The 15,911-nt window shown below is 63.7% G+C and carries 15 protein-coding genes and 1 tRNA gene; 8 read left to right on the top strand and 8 right to left on the bottom strand.

All coding sequences use genetic code 11. The annotated features are described in order from the left end of the window. Positions 1-68: 68 nt before the first annotated feature. From H9638_RS01035 to H9638_RS01045, 3 genes are all read right to left on the bottom strand, one after another. Positions 69-980, bottom strand: a complete 912-nt coding sequence (locus tag H9638_RS01035; RefSeq protein ID WP_225216861.1) for an EamA family transporter — start codon at positions 978-980, stop codon at positions 69-71. Continuing rightward, positions 973-1,578: a helix-turn-helix domain-containing protein gene (locus H9638_RS01040; RefSeq protein ID WP_191745336.1), complete on the bottom strand. Its 606-nt coding sequence runs from the start codon at positions 1,576-1,578 to the stop codon at positions 973-975. Before H9638_RS01040 ends, H9638_RS01035 begins: the two co-directional genes overlap by 8 nt. Before the next feature lie 148 nt (positions 1,579-1,726). After that, positions 1,727-1,809 (bottom strand) — tRNA-Leu (locus H9638_RS01045). A 489-nt stretch (positions 1,810-2,298) separates the two neighbouring features. On the opposite strand from H9638_RS01045, the gene H9638_RS01050 reads away from it, so the two are divergent. Genes H9638_RS01050 through pknB form a run of 7 tightly spaced genes read left to right on the top strand, consistent with a single transcriptional unit; the run spans position 2,299 to position 11,640 of the window. Beyond that, a complete protein-coding gene (locus H9638_RS01050; RefSeq protein ID WP_191745337.1) occupies positions 2,299-3,027 on the top strand; it encodes an FhaA domain-containing protein in 729 nt (242 codons plus the stop codon). Then, positions 3,027-3,512 (top strand): FHA domain-containing protein FhaB/FipA, encoded by a 486-nt coding sequence (locus tag H9638_RS01055; RefSeq protein ID WP_191745338.1) that lies wholly within the window; start codon positions 3,027-3,029, stop codon positions 3,510-3,512. Before H9638_RS01050 ends, H9638_RS01055 begins: the two co-directional genes overlap by 1 nt. A 2-nt stretch (positions 3,513-3,514) precedes the next feature. After that, positions 3,515-5,080 carry a PP2C family protein-serine/threonine phosphatase gene (locus tag H9638_RS01060; protein ID WP_318241735.1) on the top strand — a complete coding sequence of 522 codons (1,566 nt, stop codon included), beginning with the start codon at positions 3,515-3,517 and terminating at the stop codon, positions 5,078-5,080. After that, entirely contained in the window at positions 5,080-6,501 is a 1,422-nt protein-coding gene (locus H9638_RS01065) for an FtsW/RodA/SpoVE family cell cycle protein (RefSeq protein ID WP_191745339.1), read from the top strand. Before H9638_RS01060 ends, H9638_RS01065 begins: the two co-directional genes overlap by 1 nt. Beyond that, the gene (locus H9638_RS01070; RefSeq protein WP_191745340.1) at positions 6,498-7,940 is read left to right on the top strand and encodes a peptidoglycan D,D-transpeptidase FtsI family protein; all 1,443 of its coding nucleotides are present in this window, start codon (positions 6,498-6,500) and stop codon (positions 7,938-7,940) included. The genes H9638_RS01065 and H9638_RS01070 overlap by 4 nt, the downstream gene beginning before the upstream one ends. Beyond that, on the top strand, positions 7,937-9,742 hold the full coding sequence (locus tag H9638_RS01075; protein WP_191745341.1) for a protein kinase domain-containing protein: 1,806 nt from the start codon (positions 7,937-7,939) through the stop codon (positions 9,740-9,742). Before H9638_RS01070 ends, H9638_RS01075 begins: the two co-directional genes overlap by 4 nt. A 5-nt stretch (positions 9,743-9,747) precedes the next feature. Continuing rightward, positions 9,748-11,640 (top strand): Stk1 family PASTA domain-containing Ser/Thr kinase, encoded by a 1,893-nt coding sequence (pknB, locus tag H9638_RS01080; protein WP_191745342.1) that lies wholly within the window; start codon positions 9,748-9,750, stop codon positions 11,638-11,640. 13 nt (positions 11,641-11,653) lie between these two features. Here pknB and H9638_RS01085 read toward each other — a convergent pair whose 3' ends face one another. The 3 genes from H9638_RS01085 to H9638_RS01095 are packed head-to-tail and all read right to left on the bottom strand — an operon-like array spanning position 11,654 to position 13,296. After that, complete coding sequence (locus H9638_RS01085) at positions 11,654-12,298, bottom strand: aminodeoxychorismate/anthranilate synthase component II (protein WP_191745343.1); 645 nt, start codon at positions 12,296-12,298, stop codon at positions 11,654-11,656. A gap of 4 nt (positions 12,299-12,302) precedes the next feature. Continuing rightward, positions 12,303-12,473 (bottom strand): hypothetical protein, encoded by a 171-nt coding sequence (locus H9638_RS01090; protein ID WP_191745344.1) that lies wholly within the window; start codon positions 12,471-12,473, stop codon positions 12,303-12,305. Position 12,474: 1 nt separating this feature from the next. After that, positions 12,475-13,296, bottom strand: coding sequence for a class E sortase (locus H9638_RS01095; protein ID WP_225216862.1), 822 nt, complete (start codon positions 13,294-13,296; stop codon positions 12,475-12,477). Between the two features lie 208 nt (positions 13,297-13,504). Here H9638_RS01095 and H9638_RS01100 point away from each other — a divergent pair, with 208 nt between their 5' ends. Next, positions 13,505-13,762 (top strand): cell division protein CrgA, encoded by a 258-nt coding sequence (locus H9638_RS01100; RefSeq protein WP_191745345.1) that lies wholly within the window; start codon positions 13,505-13,507, stop codon positions 13,760-13,762. 663 nt (positions 13,763-14,425) lie between these two features. Here H9638_RS01100 and H9638_RS01105 read toward each other — a convergent pair. Beyond that, complete coding sequence (locus tag H9638_RS01105) at positions 14,426-15,037, bottom strand: rhomboid family intramembrane serine protease (RefSeq protein ID WP_318241736.1); 612 nt, start codon at positions 15,035-15,037, stop codon at positions 14,426-14,428. A gap of 306 nt (positions 15,038-15,343) precedes the next feature. Next, the gene (locus H9638_RS01110) at positions 15,344-15,886 is read right to left on the bottom strand and encodes a peptidylprolyl isomerase (RefSeq protein WP_191745347.1); all 543 of its coding nucleotides are present in this window, start codon (positions 15,884-15,886) and stop codon (positions 15,344-15,346) included. Between the last annotated feature and the right edge of the window lie 25 nt (positions 15,887-15,911).

Below are 15,911 nucleotides of genomic sequence, written 5' to 3' on the forward strand. Positions count from 1 at the left end.
GGGGCCGCCGTGCGCGGGGCCGGGAACCCGGGAAGTCCGGGAGGCCTGGTTTCCTAACCTGAGGCCGCTCACGGCGCCGCAGTGCTCTTCTCCGCCGGACCCGGGTTGGTCAGGCGGGCGCCGTCACGCTGTGCTGCGGCACCCGCGGCTATGACAAGGGCGACGCCGAGCAGCTGGATGAGCGCGGGCGTCTGGCCGAGCATGAGCAGTCCCAGAAGGATGCCGAAGGCAGGCTCGACGGACAGCAGCGTGCCGAACGCGGTGTGGGTCATGTGGCGCAGGGCGAGCATTTCAAGCCCGAATGCTATGACCGGGCTGATCAGCGCGATGCCCGCGGCCGCAGGCAGCACCCACCAGGTGATCTCGCCGCCGATGACCTGCGGCAGCCCAACCGGCAGGGTCGCCAGCGCCGCGATCGGGATGGTCATCGAAAGCCCGCTGATCCCGGAGAACCGGTCACCTACGTGCTGTGTGAACACGTTGTAGAGCCCCCAGCACGCACCCGCGGCCAGGGCGAACCCAACCCCTGCCGGATCGATGTCCCCGTGCCAGGGTTCGGTGAGGAGCACAACGCCCACCAGGGCGAGCAGCGGCCACACGAGTGCCTTTCGGTGCTTGCTCATCAAGCCCGCCACGGTCAGCGGACCAAGGAACTCGATCGCGACCGCGGTGCCCAGTGGAATACGTTCAACCGCACCGAGGAAGAACGTGGTCATGAAGCCGGTGACCACTCCGAGTGCGAGCAGCGCCGGGAGGTCCTTGCGGCGCAGCGATCGGAACGCCGGGCGGGAGATCATCCACAGGATGACCGTTCCAAAGCACATGCGCAGCCAGCCGGTCCCTGCCGCACCGACCTGCTCGATCACGCCGACCGAGAGGGCGTTGGAAAGCTGGACGGCGAGCATCGCCGCGACCGCCATCGACCACGGCGGGATCCCGGCAGCCGGGCGGGTGCCAGTTCTGAAGCGCAGGTCAGACATGGGTACTCTCCATCCGATGCCTGTTTCCGACGCCGGGCTCATGCACGGCCAGGGAGAAAAGTGCGGGGGTATCGCCGGAATTAACGTAGGAATGTGCCTCGTCTCCCACGAACCTCAGCGCATCACCGGGGCCGAGCGTAAAGGTCTCATCCGCCACCGTGACCACGAGGGTGCCTTCGTGCACCTGGAGGAGTTCCCTTGTTCCGTGGGAATGGGCCTCGCTGGCGTGTTCCTCGCCCGGAGCAAGCATCCAGTCCCAGAGCTCGACCACGTCCGGCGGTTCGGTGCCCGCGACCAGCACGGCCCGCCCGCCCTTGCTGCCTTTCCACAGCGTGGCTCCGCTGCCGGCCTGGGTGAGCTTTGCCCGCTCCTGATGAGGTGGTTCCACCAGTGCCGGCAGTCCGACGCCCAGGGCGTCACTCAACCGAAGCAGGGTGCCGATACTCGGGTTCACCGCGCCCTGCTCGACGTTGACTACCATTCGCCGGCTCACACCGGCCATCTCCGCCAATTGATCCAACGTCCACCCACGCTTGATCCGTTCGTGCCGCACCCGCGATCCGATCGTGGCGGCCAGCGTTTCTGCGTCCACACTCATAAGTGCATGATATTGCACCGTGTGGTGCACTATCAACGTGAGTCACGCGCAGGAATACTGCTGCCCGAGGTCGAGCCATCAAACTCGCCTAACAAAAAAGGCCCCTGACCCGGTTATCAAAGCCGGGTCAGGGGCCAATCTTCATTCGTGCGCGAGGGGGGATTTGAACCCCCACGCCCTTTCGGACACTGGCACCTGAAGCCAGCGCGTCTGCCGTTCCGCCACTCGCGCAAAGTGTCTCCCGCAGAGGTAATGCGTTGAATCTCACCTTCAAAGGTAAGGCCCGGCATTCCGATTCCTCGGGAACAGCAGAATCAAGCATACCGGCATTTGCGCCAAACACCTAAACGGGGTCCCATCAGGCTCCACTGGGTCCTTCCGGCGGCACCGAAGCCCCGGAAGAACGGCGAAATTCCGGGACTTACCGGCCCGCACAGTCCGCCAGCGCCAGGGCTGCACCCCGGGAGAGGCAGAAAACAGCGGTCCGGGACACCGCTAGGGTGTTAAGACATTTATCAGCTGACCCCAGTACTATCGGAATGGATAGACATGTGTCCTGTCCGCACGCCTGCATTCTGCAGCGGGCTGCCAGGTGTACGTGCGCAGATTCCTTTACGGGACCGGATCACCGGACCCTCACCGGAAGATTGGGTCGAAAGCAGGGCGGGACAAAGTCCTCAGCAAGGTCAGGAAACTCTAGGCATAGGGAAGGAGTCGGAGATGGGCCTACTCGACAACGTCGAACGCGGCATTGAACGGATGGTCCGAGGAGCATTTTCCAGCGGCTCCTCAGGACGTGTTGAACCACTCGAACTGGCGATCGCCCTCCGCCGTGAACTGGATGAGAAGTCCATGACGCTGGGGCAGGGCCGCACCCTCGCACCCAACGTCTTCACCGCCCGTCTTTCCGATGAAGATTTTGCCCGCGCCCAGGAATGGGGCGCGCCGCTCGCTGAAGAGCTGTGCGACGTCGTCATCAAACATGCACGCAGCCAGACCTACACCCTTCAGGGTCCGGTCCGGGTCTCATTCACCAGGGACTCTTCGCTCAAACCCGGCTCGCTCGAGGTTGACTCCGCCACGGAGAAATCCACCACAGCCGGCCCGCGCCATCCCCAGCCTCCTGCTCCCAGGCAGAGTCCCACACGCATGCAGCCCGTGCTGGACATAGATGGCCAGCGCTATTCCCTGAATGCTTCCTCCGTAGTGCTCGGCCGGTCCTCCGAGGCCGACATCCTCGTTGACGACACCGGAGTTTCCCGGCGCCATCTGGAAATCCGGACCGAGGGCGGCACTGTTAGGGCAGTTGATCTGGGCTCAACCAACGGCAGCTACATCAACGGCCAGAAAGTACAGGGGGACACCATCCTCACCGACGGCTCCACCATCACCATGGGACGGACCCGCATCGTCTTCCGCCTGCTTCCGATCCGTTCCGGGGGGCGCTGATGGACGGCTCACTGACACTGACCCTGCTGCGGTATGGATTCCTGATTCTGCTCTGGGTCATGGTCCTGGGTGTTGTCGGAGCAATCCGGCGGGATCTGGTGCTTGGCCTGCGGAACCGCACCGGCACCCCTTCGGCACGCCAGGTCCGCAAGAATCCGGCCCTGGAACGCGAAACTCCGGCACCGGCGCGGGTTCAGGCCCGCCAGATGGTCGTCACTGAAGGCCCGCTTCGCGGAACCACCCTGGAGCTCGCCTCCAGCCCCATTCTGCTGGGCCGCGCCCAGGAAGCCACCCTCGTGCTGGAGGATGACTATGCCTCCGGCCGGCATGCCCGCCTCTTCCCGCAGGGCAGCCGCTGGTTCATTGAAGATCTCGGTTCAACCAACGGAACTTTCCTGGGTGGATCCCAGCTGACGCGTGCCCAGCCCGTGGACCCGGGCGTGCCGATCCGCATCGGCAAAACGGTCATTGAATTGAGGCCTTAGCAGTGGCTTTGGTCCTTCGATACGCGGCCCGCTCCGATGTGGGCATGGTGCGGCTCAAGAATGACGATTCTGCCTACGTCGGACGCTACCTCGCCGTCGTTGCTGACGGCATGGGCGGCCACGCCGGAGGCAACGTGGCTTCTGCTTCAACTGTGCTGGACCTGGTCCACCTGGACCGTCCGGATTTGGACGACGAAGCCGTGACCGTACTTGCTGACGAAATCCAGGCGGCCAACTCCCTGCTCTCGGAACTGGTCACGACGTCCCCTGAACTCTCCGGCATGGGCACCACGGTGACCGCAATGCTCCTCCAGGGAAACCGTGCTGCGCTGGCGCACATTGGGGATTCGCGGGCATACCGTCTCAAGGACGGCGTCTTCGAGCAGATCAGCGTTGACCACACGTTCGTTCAGCGGCTTATCGATGAAGGCCGGCTGAAGCCCGAGGAAGCGGAGATCCATCCGCACAAGAACGTTCTGATGCGGGTCCTGGGCGACGTCGATGCCAGTCCGGAACTTGACCTGGCTACTTTCGAGGTCGCTGCCGGAGAGAAGTGGCTGCTGTGTTCCGACGGCCTCAACGCCGTGCTGCGCGACAGTGACATCGAGTCCGTCCTCCGCGGGTCAGCAGACATTGACGACGCCGTCGAAACCCTTGTGGACCTGACCCTTGCCGGCGGCTCGCCGGACAACGTCACCGTCGCCGTTATCGAAGTCGCCGAAGCTGCCGCCGACGCCGCGGACGCTAAGCACCCGCGGCGAGAGCCTGCTCCGGTCACCGGTGGAACGGCCATTCAGCATAGGGCTGCTTCATCCTCAGCAGACGCAGCGGGAAGCCAGGCTGCCTCCGGTCACGCTGCTGCTCCGGAAGGACCAGCAGCGGCGCTTCCTGAGAGCGACGGGGACAGAAACGCTGACAATCCGGTCCGGGCCGAGCTGATCCGCCAGGACCTTGCCTCCCGTCCGCACATCCTGGTTGGAGCTGCCTCCCTGGCTACGGAAACCGGGCAGATTCCGATCGTCACCGAACGGACGGCGGAGCGCCGCGCTGCGCGCATGCTGATGCACAAGGCAGACGACGCCGGTTCCCCGGACACTCCCGCGGAAACCGAGGTGCCGCCCAAGCGCAGGCGCTGGATCCTCGTTGTCGTGCTCGCGGTCCTGGCCGCCCTGCTGGCATCAGTGCTGTGGGTGGGCTATGCCTGGACCCAGACACGCTACTACGTGGGTTCCGCGGACAACCGCGTTGCAATCTTCAACGGTGTTTCGCAGACCCTGGGGCCGATCAAGCTCTCGCAGGTCACGGAGACGTCCAACATTCCTGTCGACAGCCTGCCGGAATACTGGCGCAGCCGGGTGAATGACACCGTTCCGGCCCGTGACCTCGTCCATGCTGAACAGATCGTGGACCAGCTGCGCGGTACTGCCAAGGCAATTCTCTGCCCGGCACCATCCGATACTGAACCTGCACCCTCCCCGTCGCCGACAGTGCTCGCGGACGCGTTGGAAGCTGCAGCGGCTCCGGACTCCGCTCCCGCGGTTCCCAACCCGTGTGGAGGGCAGGAATAATGTCAGAGCTGGCTGCTCCCGCCAAGTCCCGCCGCAATGTCGAAGCTGTGCTGCTGCTGCTCGCCCTCGCCGTGGGCATTGGCGCCAACATGCTCGTTGGCATCGACGAGGACCGGGCCTTCGATGAGGACTTCTGGGTCCAGGGCGGCACCTTGGTGGCCCTTGTCCTGGCCTTCCACATTGTTCTCCGCTTCCGGGCAAAATATGCCGATCCGGTAATACTTCCCATCGTCACAGCCTTGAACGGGATCGGCCTGGCCATGATCCACCGGCTGGACATCGTCGAAGGGGACACAGCCGCGGACCGCCAGCTGCTCTGGAGCACTGTCGCCATCGCCGCGGCCATCGGCGTGCTGTTCGTCATCAAGGATCACCGCATCCTTCGGCGATACACGTACATCTCCCTCATTGTCAGTGCCGTCCTGCTCCTGCTGCCTCTGACGCCCCTCGGACTGACCATCAACGGTGCCCGAATCTGGATCAATGTGGGCTTTGGAACGTTCCAGCCGGGTGAAATCGCCAAAATTACGCTCGCTATATTCTTCGCGGGGTATCTTTCCACCAACCGGGACCTGATCCTGCTTGCCGGCCGCAAGGTCGGCCCGCTGCAGTTCCCCCGGTTCAAGGACCTGGGGCCCATGATGGCCGCCTGGGGCGTGAGCATTGGAGTCCTTGTCTTCCAGCGCGACCTGGGTTCCTCGATCCTGTTCTTCGGGCTGTTCATGGCAATGATCTACGTTGCCACCAGCCGGGTTAGCTGGGTCCTGATCGGCCTGGCGCTGATCGGAGCAGGCGGACTGGTCGCAGTCCAGCTGTTCAGCCATGTGGCACTGCGCATCGACAGCTGGCTCAATGCCTTTGACCCGGAGGTCATCGACCGTAGTCCGGGCGGCAGCTGGCAGGTCGTTCAAGGGCTCTTCGGGCTGGCCAGCGGCGGCATGACCGGCACCGGCCTGGGACAGGGCCGCCCCGATCTGGTGACCTACGCGAACTCGGACATGATCATCGCCGCCCTCGGGGAGGAACTCGGGCTGATCGGTGTCTTCGCGATCGTGCTGCTCTTCGTCCTGCTGGTTTCGCGGGGGTTCCGGGCCGCGCTCGGCACCCGGGACAGTTTCGGCAAGCTGCTGGCGTGTGGTTTGTCCTTCACCCTCGCACTGCAGTGCTTCGTGGTGATCGGCGGAGTCACGCGGCTCATCCCGCTGACCGGCCTCACCACTCCCTTTATGTCCGCCGGCGGCTCCTCGCTGCTGGCCAACTGGATCATCATTGCCCTGCTGCTGCTGATCTCCAACGCCGCCCGCCGTCCAGCCGCCACCGGCCTGATGACTGATATGGAGCCTGCCCTGGCCTCTCCAGCGCACACCGGGAACCCGCTGCGGCGCACCGGTAACGACTCCACGGAGGTGAGGCGCCCATGAACCAGGCCATCCGCAACAGCTGGATCGTGGCACTGGCCATGTTCCTGGCCATCCTGGGTTCGCTGACGTATGTGCAGTTCTTCGCCGCTGAGCAGCTCAATGACGATCCGATCAATGTGCGCAGCCTGTACCAGGACTTCGGGCAGAACCGTGGTTCGATCCTGGTAGACGGAGTTCCGATCGCCGAATCGGTGCCCTCCAACGACGAGTTCAACTTCCAGCGTGTGTACAACAACGCTGAAGTCTATTCAGCCGTCACCGGCTACTTCTCCCTGGTTTATGGCGTGACCCAGCTGGAACAGGCCATGAATGACGAACTTACCGGCAACAGCGACCAGCAGTTCTACGACCGCCTGGTCCAGCTGCTCTCCGGCGCCCAGGCAGAGGGCGCTTCCGTGGAGCTCACCATCGACCCTGAGCTGCAGCAGATGGCTTACGACCTGATTCCCGACGGGCAGAAGGGATCGATCGTGATGATGGATCCCAAGACCGGCGATATCCTGGCGATGGTGTCAAAGCCCTCCTACGACACGAACCTGCTGGCTGGGCACAACACCCCCCAGGTCGAAGCCAACATGGAGGCACTGCTGGGCGTTCCGGGGCTTTCTCCCTACACGAACCCGGCAACCCAGTCGCTCCTGGCCCCTGGCTCGACCTTCAAGTTGGTGGTCGCTGCGGCTGCGCTGGAAACCGGCAAGTACAACGCGGAGTCCGTCATCCCCAACCCTGCAGCGTTGCCACTGCCGGGCACCACTATTTCACTGCCGAACTTCACCAACGGACTGTGCTCAACCCGCAGCGAAGCTGATCTGGAGTTCGCTCTCGAGCAGTCCTGCAACACCGTTTTCGCCCAGGTCGCCTGGGACGTCGGCGAGGATGCCTTGGCGCAGCAGGCGGAGAAGTTCGGTTTCGGGCAGTCACTGAACATCCCCACGGACGTCACGGCCAGCCAGTTCCCTGATACGGAGGGACAGGCCGAACTGGCGCTTTCCTCCATCGGACAGGGCAGTGTTACCGCAACCCCGCTGCAGGTGGCCATGATTTCCGCGGCCATCGCCAACAACGGCGTCCAGATGACCCCAAACCTGATCAAGGCGGTCCGCGCACCGGACCTGTCCGTCATCGATGAACCGGAGCCAACCGTGCTCAACACCTCCGTCAGCCCAGGCACGGCCGCGCAGTTGACGGACTGGATGGTGAGCGTCGTGAACAACGGATCTGCCTCGGCAGCCCGCGTTCCCGGATTCCAGGTGGCAGGCAAGACAGGCACCGCCGAAGTCGAGGGACGCGGCGACAATGCCTGGTTCACCGGCTTCGCCCCGGCAGACGACCCCCGGGTGGCCATCTCCATCGTCATGGAAGACGTTGACCTGGCCACCGGATCCCAATTGACCACTCCAAGCGCGCAAAAACTCCTAGAGGCGGTGTTGAATAAGTGAGGCCTACTTCGGGTATCACCTTAGGCGGCAGGTTCCAGCTGACCGATCGTATAGCCATCGGCGGCATGGGCGAGGTCTGGAAGGCGCGGGACCTTGTCCTGGGCCGGATCGTTGCCATCAAGATCCTCAAGGAGGAGTACACCGGCGACCCTGGCTTCCTGAACCGTTTCCGCGCGGAGGCACGCCACACTGCCCTGCTGAACCACGAAGGCATCGCCAACGTGTTCGATTACGGCGAGGAGGAGGGTTCGGCCTACCTGGTGATGGAACTGGTCCCGGGCCAGCCGCTCTCCAGCATTATCGAACGTGAAAAGGTCCTGTCCCCGGACCGGACGCTCTCGATCATTGGCCAGACCGCCACGGCGCTGGCGGTTGCACACCGCCAGGGGCTGGTGCACCGCGATGTGAAGCCCGGCAACCTTTTGATCATGCCCGATGGGCGGGTGAAGATCACCGACTTCGGCATTGCGCGCCTTGCCGACCAGGTGCCGCTCACCGCAACCGGACAGGTAATGGGAACCGCCCAGTACCTTGCACCGGAGCAGGCAACGGGTCAGCAGGCCACCGGGTCCAGCGACATTTACGCCCTCGGTGTCATTGGCTACGAACTGCTGGCCGGCACCCGTCCGTTCTCCGGGGAATCCCAGATCGCAATTGCGCTGGCCCAGGTCAATGACACCCCGCCGCCGCTGCCGGAGTCCATTCCGGCCCCGGTCCGCGCCTTGATCATGTCCATGCTGGCCAAGGACCCGGCGGACCGCCCCGCCGATGCCGAGGCGCTGGCCCGGGCCGTTGAGGCTATCCGCCGCGGCGATATCAGCACCGCTCAGCAGGCCGTTCCGGGCATGCTCCTCTTCGGATCCGCCGGTACGGCGGCCACCAGCGCCGTCACGGCACCGGTTCCGATGCCGGGCAACACCTCCGCCACGCGCATGGTGGATACTTCGCCGTCGACCTCCGCACTGCCGGTGGCAGCCTCCGAAGCCAACGGCCAGGAAACCAGTGCACTGGCAGCGTCCCGTGAATGGACCGATGAGGACGTCGACGACGACGGTGACGGATACGGCAGCGATGACGGCTACGATGACCAGCCTCAGCGCAAAAAATGGCTCATCCCGCTGATCGTGCTCCTGTCCCTGGTCCTGATTGCCATCATTGCCGTGATCGCGGTGAACCTGAACTCCGATCCGGCCAGCGACAACGAGGCCACGAAGTCCCCGTCCACATCTTCCTCGCCGTCGACGTCCGCCAGTCCCACCCGGAGCAGTGCCTCGCCGACCACGAGCTCAGCGTCGCCAACAAGCCCGTCCGCGAGCCCCAGTTCTTCGGCTGCGGAGGAAATCACCATCAACGCGTCGCAGTACCAGGGCCGCGATGTTAATACGGTCGCGAATGAGTTGACGCAGCTCGGCTTGGGCGTCAACACGAATCCCGTCAGCTCGGATACGGTCGCGAGTGGATTGGTTATTTCAATCAATCCAACGGGTACTCTTTCCCCCGGCGACAGCGTCACCATCACCTATTCCTCTGGCCCTGAAGCCGAGCAGCAGGTTCAGGTACCAGGCGGCTTGATTGGCGTCTCAGCTGCAACGGCAAGCGCAAGGATTGTGGATGCCGGACTTGTTCCTACCCGTACGGAACAGAATCATCCGTCCGTTCCCGAGGGTAATGTCATTGGCGTCAATCCGGGTGAAGGTGCAACCGTCTCTCCCGGATCGTCTGTGACGATTGTCGTCTCCCTGGGCCCCGTCCCTGACTCACAACCCGGTGCAGGCGCTGATACGAATCCCGACGGTCCGTAGGCACCATGAGCGCGGATTTCCTGAAAGGACACCCCACACTGAACACTGACCGGATCCTCAACGGGCGGTACGAGGTAGGTGAGCTCATTGGCCGCGGCGGTATGGCCGACGTCTACCTCGGCCGTGACTCCCGGCTGGGACGCTCAGTGGCCATCAAGGTGCTCCGCCCGGATCTGGCCCGCGATCCGCTCTTCCAGTCCAGGTTCCGGCGTGAAGCGCAGGCGGTCGCCGGATTGAACCACCCCTCCATCGTCTCCGTGTATGACACCGGGGACCAGGAAGCGGCGGACGGATCCCACGATGAGGTCCGTTTGCCCTTCATCGTGATGGAATACGTTTCCGGACGCACCCTCCGGGACCTCATCAAGGCCGGAGAAATCAGCATTGATGCGGCGGTGGACTACACCCTGGGCGTGCTGGCTGCCCTCGAATACAGCCACCGTTCCGGGATTGTGCACCGCGACATCAAACCGGCCAACGTTATGGTTGCGGCCGACGGACGGGTCAAGGTCATGGACTTCGGCATTGCCCGGGCGATCGCGGATTCAGCGGCGACGATGACGCAGACCCAGGCCGTTATCGGCACGGCGCAGTACCTGTCACCGGAACAGGCCCGCGGGGAGACGGTCGACGCACGCAGCGACCTGTACTCCGCTGCCTGCCTGTTCTTTGAGATGCTGGCCGGCCGGCCGCCTTTTGTGGGGGACAGCCCGGTGTCAGTGGCGTACCAGCATGTACGGGAGCAGCCGCCCAAGGCCAGCAGCTTTAACCGGGAGGTTTCGCCCGCCTTGGATTCCGTGCTGGAACGTGGTCTGGCCAAGAACCGCGAGCAGCGCTACCAGAACGCCCATGCCTTCTCCGAAGCGCTGCAGGCCGCGCGCCGCGGTGAGCTGGAACCGGAACAAACTGGTGCCACGGAGGCTATCCAGATGCCCAAGGCCTCTGTGCAGCCCTGGCCTGACGAGGAACCACGCACACGTGCCATGGCCCGGGTCATGGAGGGCGGACCGCTGACGAGCATGCCGGCGGAAGACCTCCAGGAAGATGAGGGTCATTCCCGGCTGCCGGTGGGCACTAACCAGGAGCGGGATCCCAGGCAGAAGAAACGACGCAGGGCCTGGATCATCACACTGTTCCTTGCTTTGGCGCTGCTTCTCGCGGCAGGGGGGATTTTTGCCTACAACCTTGCCAACCAGCCGCCCCCTCCACCGGTGTCGGGCAGCATCCCGAATGTGGAAAACATGACCCAGACCGAAGCCATCAACACCATTACCGCTGAGGGCTTCAGGGCACCCGTCATTGAGCCGCAGTACAGCGACACGGTTGAATCCGGCCTGGCCATAGGAACCTCACCGACGGCTGGGACAGACACTCTGTTCGACGCCGACATCACCCTGTTTGTGTCCCAGGGCCCGTCCGCGGTAGCGATCCCGGAAACCCTGCCAGGGATGAGCGAGGCCCAGGCCAGGGACGTCCTGCGCCTGATGGGACTGCAGGGCGGCAACACCGTCACCGCTAACAGTCCGGTTGTTCCCGAGGGCCGGGTCATCGAAACGACGCCCAGCATCGGAACCTCCGTCCAGGTCGGCAGCACCGTGGACCTGGTGCTCTCTTCCGGGAAGGTCACCGTCCCCAATCTCAGGGACGTGAGCATCGAAGAGGCCCGGGCCTACTTGGCCGATCCTGCCTACGGGCTGGAGGTGGCAGTGGAGGAAGTCGAAAACTCGGTGGTGAAACCGGGTACCGTCATTGATCAAAGCGCCCTGCCCGGATCGGATGTTCCGCAGGGCAGCACCATCACGCTGACGGTGGCCAAGGAGCCGGCGAGCCCGTCGCCGTCGGCGTCGCCCAGTTCCTCCTCATCGCCGTCGAGTTCCGGCAACCGGCGGGACGACTAGCGCTGGCAGGGCGTCAGGCACCGGAGCTGATCAGCGGGCTCAGAGTGGCTGCGTGTGCCGCGGCGCCTTCCAGGCCAAGACTCTCCAGCCAGTTTCCGAGCATCTGGTAGCCGCCCTCCGTGAGGACGGATTCCGGGTGGAACTGCACGCCGGACAGCGGTGCTGTCCGGTGCCGCAGGCCCATGATGATTCCGCTGGCGGTCCGTGCAGTGACTTCCAGCTCCGCCGGAATCTGGTCCGCGACTGCTGCGAGGGAGTGATAGCGGGTGGCCGTCAGCGGGCTGGGCAGCCCGGAGAAGACATCCGTCCCGTGATGCTCCACCTCCGAGGTCTTGCCGTGCATCAGCTCGGGGGCATGGGTGACCGTGCCGCCGAAGGCTTCGGCCAGCGCCTGGTGTCCCAGGCAGACGCCCAGCATCGGCTTGGCGTTCGCTTCACACCAGCGGATGAGGTCGATGCAGACGCCGGCATCCGCCGGGGCGCCGGGACCGGGGGAGACGAGCACGCCGTCCCGGGCTGCTGCCAGCTCTTTGGCTTCCTCCAGGCTCAGGTCGTCGTTGCGCACCACAGTTGTCTGGGCTCCCAGCTGCTGCAGATACCCCACAAGGGTGTAAACGAAACTGTCGTAGTTATCGACCACGAGGATACGGGTGCTCATTGCCTCAGGAACCGCCAATCGTTGAATCCGTAAGTGGGCCCAGGAAACTGAATTCCGAGAACCAGGGAAAAACATAAACCATCAGTGCCAGCACCACGCCCGCGGCCAGCAGCACAGACGTAATGATGCGCACCCACAGCGGGCCGGGCAGATGCCGGAATATCCAAGCGTACATTTTATCCCTGTCCTCCTGCCCTGGCCGCTGCGATTGCGGCGATCTCAGCCGGGGGTCCTGCCGACGCGGGCTGCCAGGACTCCATCACCGCGTAGGCGATGAACCGTTCCTGGGAGCCGAACCGCGGATTACACGTAGTCAGGGTCAGTATCCGTTCTGTGGGTGCTGCGCTGGGCTGTGTGGGGACCGGCGCCAGCACGTCCACCTGGTCCGGCAGAACTATCTGGCTGTTCCGGTAGATATAGGTGTAGTAGCCCTCTGCCGTCTGCACATATATACGGTCCCCCGGCACCAGGGTGTCGACGGCGTCCAGGACCTGTCCGTGCGTTTGCCGATGGCCCGCCAACGCAAAATTGCCAACTTCGCCGGGCATGGCGGTTTCCGGGTAATGGCCAAGGCCCAGTGTGTCCAGGACCTCGGTTCCCACGCCCTGGGTCACCGGCCGGGCATGCTCCGGACCAAACCGGGGGATATAGACGGCGGCGAAGGTGCTGCCCTCAGCATCGGGCGCGGGAAGCACGACTGGGTTGCCGTAGTCTTCCAGGGCCGCGGCTTCGGTGGAGGCAGGCGGGGCGTCAAACCCGGAGAAGAGTTCCTCCATGGCCTGTTCCTGCCTGCGGTCTGACTCGATATTGGTCCACCACAATTCCCAGACCACAAAGAGGACCAGGACCAGCCCGGCAGTGATGAGAAGTTCACCAATGACCTGCACTGCCAGGGAGCCACGTCCACGCCGTCCGCCCTCTCGAAGGTTCCGCCGTGCCCGGCGGGATTCGGGCGCAGGGGTACCGGTGCCTGGGATGTCCTCCGTTGAACTGCGCAATCGGTCCCCGATCCTCTCCATACTCTGCCGGGTGGTACCGGGCACTTTGGTGCTGGTCATTCGCTACGATTGGAAGAGGGGAACCTGCAAGCCACCCAGCTCACCGCCGATACCCAGTCAGGATATCGTCACCCGGGCGCGGCGCGCGGATCTCCCACAGACCATAATCGCACCGGCGTGAAGTGAGCCGGTTCCGCTAGGAGGATCCGTGCCCGAGTCAAAGTCCCGCAAGAAGCCGTCAGCCGCTGACGCACCGGCTCCGGCCAAAGCGAAGACCGCGCCCAAACCGAACCCGGTTTGGTACAAGCCGGTGATGTTCGGGCTGATGCTGATTGGCCTGATCTGGATCATCGTTTTTTACATTTCCGAGGGTGTCTACCCGGTCCCGGCGCTGGGCTCAGGGAATATTCTGGTCGGCTTCGGACTCGCGATCGCTGGCTTCCTGATGACGACGCGCTGGCGCTAAACTTCCCCAGATAAACCCCAGCTCCCGGCATGCGGTCCTCCGCCTGCCGGGAGTTCGTGTTTTAAACAGGCTTTCCCACAGCTGGCCAACTTCTCCACAGGGGGTTATCCACAGGAGTGCATAACCTGTTCAGAACAGCCCCGGTCAGCCAGTGGACGTTGTGCCGCGCTTTCCCCAGCTTTTCCACAAGGGGACGTGGAAAAGCTGGGGATAACTCAGGGGCAACCCGACCGAGGTTGTACCCACCATGTGCACAGAGTTATCCACAACTGTGGGTAACTCTGTGGCCAGTCAGGGTCAATTTGGCGTGTTTACGCGGAACATAGTTATCCACAGCTGTGGAATTACATGTGTGTAACTCAGGCGGCGCACTGGATAACTTCCATCGGAAGTTACCCACTGGCTGTGCATAACTCTCAGCGCTACTTGTGGGTAACCTGCCTTTCCATGCGTTAAGGTCCTGATTTCGGCCCGACCCGCTGCGTCCGATCGCAGAGTTACACGCCTGTAAGTTATTAACAATGTGGGTATCTCTGTGGATAACCACCAGTCCCGCTTGCCGGTTGAGGAGTATCAACAGATGAGTGCAGAGTGGTTAACGGCAGCAGGCCCCCGGGTTTACCGGGGGCCTGCTGCGCGGCGGGGTGGTTGGAAGCCGGGCAGCTAGAAGCTGGGCGTCCAGAAAAAGGCGAGGCCCAGCAGCACCAGTGCGATCGCGGCGAGACCGCCGAACTGCACCAGCGACCGGCGCGGGCCCTTGGGGGCGTAGGCCAGCACTGCGGCGCAGGCAGCGCCAGTCACCAAACCGCCCAGATGCGCCTGCCAGGAGATGCTTGGGTAAACGAAGCCCAGGACCAGGTTGATGCCGATAAGGATCAACAGGGCTTTGACATCGCCGCCACGCTGACGCTGAATCACGAACAGGGCACCGAATAGTCCGAAGATGGCACCGGAGGCGCCCACCACAGCTTGGAAGGCGGGGGCGAGCATCAGGACCCCGATGGAGCCGCCCAGCGCTGAAATCAGGTACAGCAGGATAAATCTGACCCGGCCCAGCAGTGGTTCCAGGGACCGGCCCAGGAGCCACAGCGCATAGAGGTTGAACGCGATGTGAAAGATAAAGCCGGGGGAGTGCAGGAACGCAGCACTGAACAGCCGCCAGGGTTCGGAGGCCGCGAGGATCGGGGCGAACAGGAACCGTTCGGCGAAGCCCGGAACCAGCCATTGAAGGGCGTAGGCGATTCCGCACAGAATCATCAGCGTTGTGGTGACCACCGGTTTCCCGGGCCGGGCGGCGCCACCATAGGGGGTCCGGTAGGCGGGGGCATTCCGGCGGCTCTCCTGGAAACAGTCAACGCACTGGACTCCCACAGGTGCGCTGTGCTGGCACTCGGGGCAGGCGGGCCGGCCGCAGCGCTGGCAGCGGATATAGCTGACACGGTCCGGATGCCGAGGACAGACCGGTACTTCAGGGGCCGGCTGGCCGGCCGGAATTCCGTAGGACATGTTGGGTTTGGCTCCAGGGGCTCTTATGGGAAAACCCCGGCCGGAGGTCCGGCCGGGGTGTGCTGCCAACCAGGGTTAGAGCTGTTCCACGGTGACGCTGTTGATCACGACGTCTTCAGTGGGCTTGTCCCGCATGTCCGTGGCTACTGCGTTCAGCGCGTCCACAACGGCCTTGGACTCATCGTCTGCAACTTCGCCGAAGATGGTGTGCTTGCCCTGCAGCCAGGTGGTGGGGACGGAGGTAATGAAGAACTGAGATCCGTTCGTGCCGCGGCCCATCTGGATGCCGGCGTTAGCCATGGCCAGCTTGTAGGGGCTGGTGAAGTCGAGGTCGGGGCTGATCTCATCATCGAACTGGTAGCCCGGTCCGCCGGTGCCGCGGCCCAGCGGGTCGCCGCCCTGGATCATGAAATCCTTGATGATGCGGTGGAAAATCGTGCCGTCGTAGAGCGGCCGGCTGGTCTTCTCGCCGGTGGCCGGATCGGTCCATTCGATCTCACCTGTTGCCAGGCCGACGAAGTTCTTGACCGTCTTCGGTGCGTGGTTGCCGAAGAGGTTGATCCGGATATCGCCCTTGGAGGTATGGAGGGTCGCTTTTGCGGTAGGAATAGCAGTCATGACCTCATTCTTCCACGGCAGCCCT

The sequence above is a fragment of the Arthrobacter pullicola genome, assembly GCF_014836875.1.
Classification (GTDB): domain Bacteria; phylum Actinomycetota; class Actinomycetes; order Actinomycetales; family Micrococcaceae; genus Arthrobacter_B; species Arthrobacter_B pullicola.